8 protein-coding genes and 1 pseudogene are annotated in these 8,839 nt (G+C 67.3%); 5 read left to right on the forward strand and 4 right to left on the reverse strand.

Annotated features, from left to right (window positions below):
* Positions 1-651 precede the first annotated feature (651 nt).
* The 4 genes from ACTMTF_RS49105 to ACTMTF_RS49120 form a co-directional block, all read right to left on the reverse strand.
* Positions 652-1,092, reverse strand: coding sequence for an SRPBCC family protein (locus ACTMTF_RS49105; protein ID WP_441116991.1), 441 nt, complete (start codon positions 1,090-1,092; stop codon positions 652-654).
* Positions 1,093-1,404: 312 nt separating this feature from the next.
* Positions 1,405-3,765, reverse strand: coding sequence for an FtsX-like permease family protein (locus ACTMTF_RS49110; protein WP_441116992.1), 2,361 nt, complete (start codon positions 3,763-3,765; stop codon positions 1,405-1,407).
* Positions 3,756-4,487 carry an ABC transporter ATP-binding protein gene (locus ACTMTF_RS49115; RefSeq protein ID WP_441116993.1) on the reverse strand — a complete coding sequence of 244 codons (732 nt, stop codon included), beginning with the start codon at positions 4,485-4,487 and terminating at the stop codon, positions 3,756-3,758. Before ACTMTF_RS49115 ends, ACTMTF_RS49110 begins: the two co-directional genes overlap by 10 nt.
* Positions 4,488-5,153: 666 nt before the next feature.
* Positions 5,154-5,801 carry an O-methyltransferase gene (locus ACTMTF_RS49120; RefSeq protein ID WP_441116994.1) on the reverse strand — a complete coding sequence of 216 codons (648 nt, stop codon included), beginning with the start codon at positions 5,799-5,801 and terminating at the stop codon, positions 5,154-5,156.
* Between the two features lie 137 nt (positions 5,802-5,938).
* Between ACTMTF_RS49120 and ACTMTF_RS49125 the strand changes: the two genes are divergently transcribed.
* The 5 genes and pseudogenes from ACTMTF_RS49125 to ACTMTF_RS49145 all read left to right on the forward strand — a co-directional run bounded on the left by ACTMTF_RS49125 (position 5,939) and on the right by ACTMTF_RS49145 (position 8,765).
* Positions 5,939-6,484 (forward strand): TetR/AcrR family transcriptional regulator, encoded by a 546-nt coding sequence (locus ACTMTF_RS49125; RefSeq protein WP_441116995.1) that lies wholly within the window; start codon positions 5,939-5,941, stop codon positions 6,482-6,484.
* 453 nt (positions 6,485-6,937) lie between these two features.
* Positions 6,938-7,176, forward strand: a pseudogene (locus tag ACTMTF_RS49130) (epoxide hydrolase N-terminal domain-containing protein); the annotation flags it as partial.
* Positions 7,165-7,608: an alpha/beta fold hydrolase gene (locus tag ACTMTF_RS49135; RefSeq protein WP_441116998.1), complete on the forward strand. Its 444-nt coding sequence runs from the start codon at positions 7,165-7,167 to the stop codon at positions 7,606-7,608. The pseudogene ACTMTF_RS49130 and the gene ACTMTF_RS49135, both read left to right, overlap by 12 nt.
* Before the next feature lie 270 nt (positions 7,609-7,878).
* Positions 7,879-8,175 carry a hypothetical protein gene (locus tag ACTMTF_RS49140; RefSeq protein ID WP_441116996.1) on the forward strand — a complete coding sequence of 99 codons (297 nt, stop codon included), beginning with the start codon at positions 7,879-7,881 and terminating at the stop codon, positions 8,173-8,175.
* A gap of 263 nt (positions 8,176-8,438) precedes the next feature.
* Positions 8,439-8,765 (forward strand): beta/gamma crystallin domain-containing protein, encoded by a 327-nt coding sequence (locus ACTMTF_RS49145; RefSeq protein ID WP_441116997.1) that lies wholly within the window; start codon positions 8,439-8,441, stop codon positions 8,763-8,765.
* The last annotated feature ends 74 nt before the right edge of the window (positions 8,766-8,839 follow it).

Raw genomic sequence — 8,839 nt, forward strand, 5'->3', positions numbered from 1 at the left:
CCGAAAGGCCCGAAACGCCCCCATAGGCGTCCCAAACATCCCTCATCGTCCCGAATTATTTCCCTGAGATCACCTCAATGGCGGCAAGGTCGGCTCAGCGGGGCGGAATACGCGCTGATCGGATCGCACTTCCGCGAAGGCCTACGGGTCCCGAATTCGCAGCGTGGATCCTCAAACAAAGCCCCGACCTCGTCAACCGCTGACCCGTCACCACGGTCAAGCCCCCTGGGCGCGTCATCGCCCAGGGGTCTCTCACGTTGTCGGCCGGTAGACGCAGAGGTTTGCCATACGGGATCGTCGGCGAATGCCGCCGGCGGCGTATGTATCGCGGCCTCCCCAGCGTGTCGATCCCACCTTGAGCAAGGGCCCGGAAAGCTGAAGGGTGCCCTGAAGTAATGGCAAGTTCCGGCCAATGCCGAACTATTTCGCTGAGATCACCTCACTGGTTGTGGAAGTGCTCATCCAGTGCCGTCAGGGCGATGTTGGCCAGCAGCGGGGACCAGATCCCGCCCTGGGGAGCGACGTGGTAGCCACGCCGGGCCAGAGAGACGATCTCCTCGATCGCGTTCTGGGCGCGCCGGTTGGACGGCGGCCAGGCGGTGTACGACGGCGATGAGGCGGCGGATTTCAGGGCCGGTCACCGGCGACCCGTTACGGTGTCCCCGCAGTGTTCTCCAGGAGGTTCTTGAGCACGGTGAGGTTCTCGGCGACGGCTCGTTTGACGTTGGCGGTGGCGAGTGCGGAGAAGGCGCGGAGTAGTCCGCGGCCTACCAGTTCGATCTCGTTGGTCAGCCTGGTGGTTTCGCCGTTGGACTCGAGCGTGTAGGTGGAGGTGCCCTCCAGATCGCCGAAGCCGCCGGTGATGGCCAGCAGTCGGCTGGGTTCGTAGCGGGAGATCTCAAGGGTCTCCTGCATGGGTCTGGGCAGCGTGCGCGTCTGCAGGTAGGTGCTTCCGCGGGCGGGCGGGCCAGGCGAGATCTTCCGTGTCTCGGCGATGGCGTAGTTCCAGCGGGGAAGGTTCTCCAGATCCGCCAGATATCGGAACACCTCGCGGGCCGGACGGTTGATCACCAGGTCATTGTGGAACTGCATGGCGGCGTGTCCTTTTCTCGGTCTTGCGGTAGGCGTAGCAGGTGGATGTGAAGAACGGCACGAGCGGGGAGGCGGCGAGAATCAGCGGAGAAGGCTTGGCTGGCGCGGCCGCCGCCGGCATCAGCCATGCGAGTCAGACGAGCATGCGTCACTAGCCTCGGGCATTCGCGGGGAATTTGAGCCGGGCTGATCGTTTACATGAGAAAAATGCCTTTGAACTGGGACGATAGGGCTCGTCTAAGGTCCTGTCCACGCCAGATCCGAAGCCGGTTTCCGAGTCCGCGTCACCCCCGGCAGTGCGATGCGAAGCGTTCAATCGCGTCCGCTGATCGCCTCGGCGGGGTGTTGCCGGAGCGCCAGCCGCGCCGGAAGGGCGGTCGCCAGCAGCGCCAGCGCCGTCACTGCGGCGATCACCGCCGCATAGGTGCTGAGGGGCATGTGCGGCAGGGCCGACCCGGTCATCCCGGTTCCGAAGGCCGACAGCGTGGCCAGCGAGATCGCGGTCCCGGCCGCCACCGAGATGAGCACCGAGGTGAGAGTCTCCAGGCGCAGCATGCGCAGGACCTGCCGCCTGGTGGCGCCCACCAGGCGCAGCAACGCCAGCTCGCGGGTGCGGTCGGCGCTGGACATGGCCAGCGTGTTCACCACGGCGATCGCGGTGAACGCGATGATCAGGCCCATGGCGACGTAGTTGATCTCGGCGTTGGGCGCGCTGATCTCGACCGCCTGTGCCTGGTCCAGGATGGTAGCGGCGGGCAGCGCATGGCGCAGGCCGTCAGCGGTGCCGCCGGCCACCAGCAGCGTCCCGGACGGATCGTCCACATGCCCCGCCACGAGCGAGCGGGCCACGGTGAGCTCGCCGAAACCGAGACCCCGCGAGTAGATCGCGGCCACCTTGAGCGTGGCGGGCGTGCCGTCCCCGAGGGTGAGTTCGAGCTCATCACCGACGTTCTTGTCAAGCCGGGAGGCGGCCGTCTGGCTGAGGGCGACCGAGTTCCTGCCGAAATCGTTGATCGAGCCCGCGGTGATACCGAGATCCATGGTGCGCGGGTCGACGTCGGCGGCTTGGGCGCCGTACTTGGTGAGCCCGACCCGGACCGACGTGCGCAGCACCTGGCTGACCGCGACCACGCCGGGTACGTCACGGACGGCGGCCGCACTGACGCCGGTGACCACGTGATCCGCCCGGGCGCCCGCGGCGGCCTGCTGCTGGGCGGCGTGGCCCAGCGTGGTCTGTACGAACAAGATCGTGCATGTGAGTGCCACCATCAGCGTGAGGGGGGAGATGACCGAGGCCATGCGTTTGGTTCCGGAGCGCAGGTTGCGGGCGGCCAGGTAGCCGCCGACGCGGGAGGTGGCCAACGGCAGCGCCAGGAGCGCCAGCGCGGCGCGGGCCAGCAACGGGCCCAGCAGGGTGACGGCGGTGGTCCACACCAGCGCGGTGAGCAAGGTCACGGGGCTGGAGGCGGCCTCGGTGTTCAGGAACGACAACAGGATCGTCAACGCGGTGCCGCCCGCCACGCAGACCAGCCCCGCGATCAACCGTCCCATGGGCAGGCCGGGGCGTTCCAGCGCCGCCTCACCCAGCGCTTCAACCGGCCGGATCCGGTTGGTGCGGCTGGCCGAGACGCGGGCCGCCACCCAGGCGGCGGCCACGGTGACGGCCACGGCGCCCACGGCGGGGAACGGGCTGACGACCAGATTGAGATTGGCGGGCATCGCACCCAGCTCCACGAAACGGGAGCGTAGCCAGAAGCCCACGCCGATCCCAGCGGCCGAGCCGAGCAGCCCGGCGGCCACGCTGATGGTGAGGGCTTCGCCGCCGAGGAGCTTACGGATCTGCTGGGGGGTGGCCGCGATGGCGCGTAGCAGGGCGAGCTCGCGCTGGCGTTGCTGGATGGACAGGGCGAACGTGCCGACCACGACCAGGATGGCCACCAGGAGCGAGGTGGCGGCCAGCGCGCCGCCCAAGCTGATCAGCTTGATCCGGGCATTCTCCGCGCCCAGGAACTCCACCGTGCCGCGTTCGTCACCGGTGTAGGTGAGGGCGCCTTCTACGTGGACGTCCCTTTGGGGGAAGACGCCGATGGCGGTGAGCTGACCGGGTCGTCCGGCGAGCTTGCGGGCTTGAGCGGTGGCGAAGAACAGGGTGTCTTGGCTGGGCAGCGCCTGCGCGGTAACGCCGACCACCTGGTAGCCGGCCAGCTTGGTACCGAGCGCGTGAGCGTTGCGTGCATCGACCACGACTTCGTCGTCGCTCTTGGGTTCGCGGCCTCGGGCGATGGTGAACGGGGTCAGTTCCGCCGACTCCCACCCATGCCCGAGGAAACGTCCCGCGAACGGGAAGCTCACCTCCGGCACCACCCTGGTGACCCCGGGCGTCTGACGGAGTTGGTCGGCCAGTTCGGCTCGAATCCACCTGCGCTCCGACAGCGTCTTGGCCTTGGTCTTGGACTTGCCGCTGGACTTCACGACTGTCTCGCGGACGAACTGGTCGCCGGCCACGATCATTGGCGCTCCCGCGTACCGTTCCGGTGCCACGCTGCCGCGCAAGCCGGTCTCCAGAAGCATCAGACACGCGCACACCAGCGCCGCCGCGCACAGCAGCGCGACGAACGCGCCCGCGAAGGCGGCCTTGCGGTGCCGAATCATCTTCCACGCGATCACTTCCATGCCCCCAGCCTGGTCATCCGCTCGGCTACCTTGTCCGCGCTCGGCGCGCTCATCGCATCCACGATTCGGCCATCGGCCAGGAACAACACACTGTCGGCATAGGAGGCGGCCACCGGATCATGGGTGACCATCACCACCGTCTGCCCCAGGCTGTCGACCACTTCACGCAGCAGCTTCAGCACCTCGCGGGCGGTCATCGTGTCGAGAGCGCCGGTCGGCTCGTCACCGAAGACCACCTCGGGCCGGGTGACCAGCGCCCTGGCGATCGCCACCCGCTGCTGCTGGCCGCCCGACAGCTGCGCCGGCCGTCGCTCGGTACGGCCTGTCAGACCGACCCGGCGCACGATCTCGGCCAGCCAGGCGGGGTCCGCCTTGGCGCCGGCCAGGCGCAGCGGCAGGGTGATGTTCTCCGCCACGGTCAGCGACGACACGAGGTTGAACGCCTGGAAGACGAAGCCGACCCGCTGGCGACGCAGCTCGGTCAGCTGCGTTTCGGACATGTTCGCCAGTTCGGTGCCGCCTAACCGGATCGAGCCGGAGGAGGGCACGTCCAGTCCGGCCGCGCAGTGCAGGAACGTGCTCTTGCCCGATCCTGAAGGCCCCATCACGGCGGTGAAGGACCCGCCGCCGATGCTCGCCGACACCTCACGCAGGGCCGCGACCGCACTCTGGCCTTTGCCGTACACCTTGCTCACCGCGTCCAACCGCACCACGTCTGTCATGCCTGCAAGCCTGCCGACCAGGCCGCCCGCGGAACAGAGAGCCGCTCACGTGCTGACCATGACATCGTCATGATCCGGACACTGCTCGACAGCACCCGTCGCACGCCCACCAGCGCCGCGTCCATGCGGTCACGCACCCGGACCCGTCCACACGTCGCGTTCGCCGAGATGTCTCCCTATTCGGCGTCCGCCGCGACCATGATCCTCCCGTGGACCAAACTCTCCCGAATCGCAGAGCCGTCGGCGACTGCCCGGAGCCAGGCTGCGGCCAGGTCGGCAGTGCATCGCCGGACGGGGTCCTTCTCCAGCAAGGCAGCGAGGACGGGAGCGACAGGCCAGGCCAGGCGTAGGGCTGGGCTCCCACAGCAGTACCGCCGCCGAATGTTGCCCGACCCTCCGCCGCCGCGTAGAGGGTGGCTCCCAGCGACCACAGATCGGCGCTGGATCGTCGGCCTCGCCACGTAACCGCTCAGGCGCGATATAGCCGGGCGAGCCGTTGAGTAGTCCAGCAACGTCTGCCGGCCACGCGGGCTTCGGATCGGCCGGCACAGGCACGGTGGTGTCCGCGGTGTCGGCGTCACTCAGACCGAACGCCCGGCGCTCGCAACCGACGCCGAGAGGGCTGCCCATGCTCTGGTGTCCGCTGCCGACCGGCGTGAAGCAGCGTCAGGTCCGGCAGCTGATCTCCATGCCGTCCTCCACGGGGAACGCGATGGTGACGTATCCGTGCGCGGGGTCGCGAACGTAGGCGAGATAGTCGGCCATGCTCGCGAAGGTGGTGTCGTCGGCGACGATGAGGGCGGCCGGGGAGAGGCGGTCTTCGAGCAGCCGCAGCACCGGAAGACAGAGGTCTTTCCAGCCGTCGAGCAGCAGCAGGCCGATGGGTCCGCGAACCTCGGCCAGAGTCACGAGAGCGTCGCCCGCCAGGATCGTGACGTGCTGGGCCACGCCGGCCTGCTCCAGGTTGCTACGCGCGGCGTCGACCTTGGTCTGGCTGAGTTCGGTCGTCCATACGTGGCCGACACCATTGTCGGCGACCGCTGCGGCCAGGTGGATCGTGGAGGTGGCGTACGAGGTGCCGAACTCGACGATCGTCTCGGGGCGGCCGTTGCGTACCAGCGCGTAGAGCAGCCGGCCACCTGACCTGGAGATCGGCATGTACTCCCCCGCCAGCGCATCGGCGCGCTGTTGCGCCGAGGCGTCGGCGAAGGGCGTGTCCAGCGGCCACGGTGCGGGGTTCGCCTCTTCGAGGTCGGCGGCCGCGAACAGCCGATCCAGAACAGCGGCTGTGTCAGTCGTTGTGAGTGTGTTCATGACCCCTACCGTAGACGCACCGTTGCGTCTACACAAGATGCTAAGCTCAGGTGGTCGAAGGGAACGGACCCATGGGCACTGCCGCGAACAGACACCGCGGGAACAGACACGGCCGCAGCGAAGAAGCACGCCAGAGCGTGCTCGAAGCCGCCGACGACCTGCTGGTGGAGGTCGGATACACGCGGCTGACCATCGAAGGGATCGCCGAACGCGCGGGTGTGGCCAAGCAGACGATCTACCGCTGGTGGTCGTCAAAGAACGACATCCTCATGGACGCCTTCGTCCAGGACGCCGCCGAAGCCCTCATCCCATCAGACACCGCGGACCTTCGACAGGACCTGCGTACCCACGCCCGCAAGATCGCCCATTTCCTGACCGAGTCCGACGCCGGCGCGGTCTTCCGCGCCCTCACCGCCCAAGCCCAGCACGACCCCGCGCTCGCCGCCCGGTTGCGCTTCGAGCACCTCAGCGAGCAACGCAGCTACGACCGGCTCCCCTTCGAACGCGCGGTCGCCCGGGGCGCACTCGACCCCGGCATCGACATCGACCTCGCCGTCGACCAGATCGTCGGGCCCATTTACTACCGCGTCCTCGTCACCGGCCAGACCGCGTCGCCGGAGTTCACCGACACGCTCGTCGACGCCGTCCTCACCCAGCTGACGCCAGCACACACCGGTGCCTAACGACCCGGTCGGGCATCGTCCGTCGGCCCCAGCAAGACCCAGGCGGTCGCGGATGGGCCGGGCTCGTTCTCAGTTACTGAAGTGATCAAGCTGTGAGGGCAGCGGCCTCAGCGGCCTGCCGATCGGTGAGGTTGTCCGCCCGATGCAACACCGTGATCAGCGCCGGCCGCCCCGGCGACCAGCCCGGCCGGCCCTCTCCCCCGAAGGCGCCCGCGAACACCTCGCCTCATTCATCACGCACCCGTAGCCGTACATCCGGCCGCTCTGTGGTTTCGCCGGTCCCGGTGCTCTGTCGACGGCTTTCCTGCGCCACACGGGCGTTCGTCCCACGGCATATCGCAATTCCTGACCGCTCCCCGGCAATCTCCGGCATGGACCCGAGGGTGGCCCGTTTCTAGGGTTTCGTCCATCTCTGGAAACACGGCGACAACACCTGAGATCGAGCCCTACCCCATGCACATTCCTGCCCGCGACTTGGCGGACCTGCGGGCTCGTCTTGACGGGGTTCGGCTTCCCGAGCCAGAAACGGTGCCGGACGCTGCGCAGGGTATCGGGTTGGATCAGCTGAGGATGCTGCTGGACACCTGGCGACAGCACGACTGGCGCGCCCGGAAAAGCAGTGGTGCACGATTCCTCATTACCGCGTGCGCCTCGACGGGCTGCGTATCGCGTTCTGGCACGTGCGCTCGCCCGAGCCCACAGCGCTCCCCTTGTTGCTGACCCACGGCTGGCCGGGCTCTGTCCTCGAATTTGAGAACGTCCTCGGGCCGCTCAGCGATCCGGTCGCCCATGGCGGTTCCGCGAGTGACGCCTTCCACGTCGTCGTCCCGGCCCTGCCAGGGTTCGGGTTCAGCGACCGTCCACGCGAACGCGGCTGGCACCCCGCCCGTACGGCGCGGGCGTGGGCCGAACTGATGACCGTGCTCGGCTACGAACGGTTCGGTGCGCACGGCGGAGACTGGGGCTCGTTCGTCAGCACCGAGCTGGCGCGCCTGGTGCCCAAGCGTGTCGCCGGCCTGCACCTGACGATGCCGATCGCCTCTCCCCTGCCCGGCGACCGGACCTTGCCGGACCCGGCGGAACAACGCATGCTGGAGCCGAAGAAGAGAACGCACAACCGGTGACGGTGCCCACCGCCTGTTCGCTGTTCCCTGCCGAGCCGTGGCCGACCGCCCGGCGCTGGGCCGAGCGCCGCTACCACGACCTCCGGTCATGGCACGAGCTGGACCGCGGCGGCCACTTCCCCGGTCTGGAACAGCCAGATCTTCTGGTCTCCGAAATCAGAGCCGCATTCCATCACGCACGTCACCATCCCGGCGATCTCACACGGTGAGGGTTCTCACCCCTCCCTTCCATCGGCAGTCGTAACGGCCCTGGTGCCCGCTGACCGCGGGATGCCGCGCCTTCCACGCCGCTATCACCGGCTCGATCAGCGCCCACCTGTCGTCGGACAGGTCGCTGGGGAGGCGACGCCGGATCTGGTCGGCCGCAAGTTCACCGCGGTCGCCCCGGACGCGCTGTGGGTCGGCGACGGCACGCAGATCGACACCGACCAGGGGCCGCCGCACCTGGCCACCGTGGAGGACCTGTCCGCCCGGCGACTGCTCGGCTACGCCATGTCCGAGCATCACGACGCCGCGCTGACGGTCGCCTCGCCGCAGATGGCGGTGGAACTTCTACAACACCAGTAGGAGGCACAGCGCCAACGACGGACTGCGGCCTGTCACATTCGAGCGTCGGATGAACGAGAAGAGAAAATCATCCACAACATATTCGAGCGCTAGATGAACGAGAGAAGAAAAGCATCAACAGCCCTGATGAGGCCGCTTTCGCATAGAACTGTCTCCACACTTTCAGGGATTGACGGCTTTCCCGACACCCCTTACCGTGAAGAAGAAAACATACCTACACGAATCCGAGGAGCATGATGCGGCGGAAGTTTAAATCTCTCGCGGTGACGGCCGCACTGGCGACCGCTTTCACGCTGGCAGCGCCGGCAGGCAGCGCTCACGCCATCAACAATGTCCCGTGCGGCGATCAGAATTTTGTGGAACTGTGGGGACATAACGGCAACACATGCTTCGCTAATGCCGGGACCTGGAAGTCTTACGATTTCACCGGATCAGCGAACTGCTGGTGGGCGAACAAAATCTCCACGGGAAACAACGACATCACGTTCTGGGACGATCATTCGACGAATCCAACGTACATTCCCAGGCGCACTATCATGACATTCCCGACGGTGGGTTGGGTATGCGTCGGAACACTTCGGATTCACTGAGGTGATCTCAGGGAAATAATTCGGGACGATGAGGGATGTTTGGGACGCCTATGGGGGCGTTTCGGGCCTTTCGG

The sequence above is a fragment of the Nonomuraea sp. ZG12 genome (assembly GCF_052068115.1).
Lineage (GTDB): Bacteria > Actinomycetota > Actinomycetes > Streptosporangiales > Streptosporangiaceae > Nonomuraea.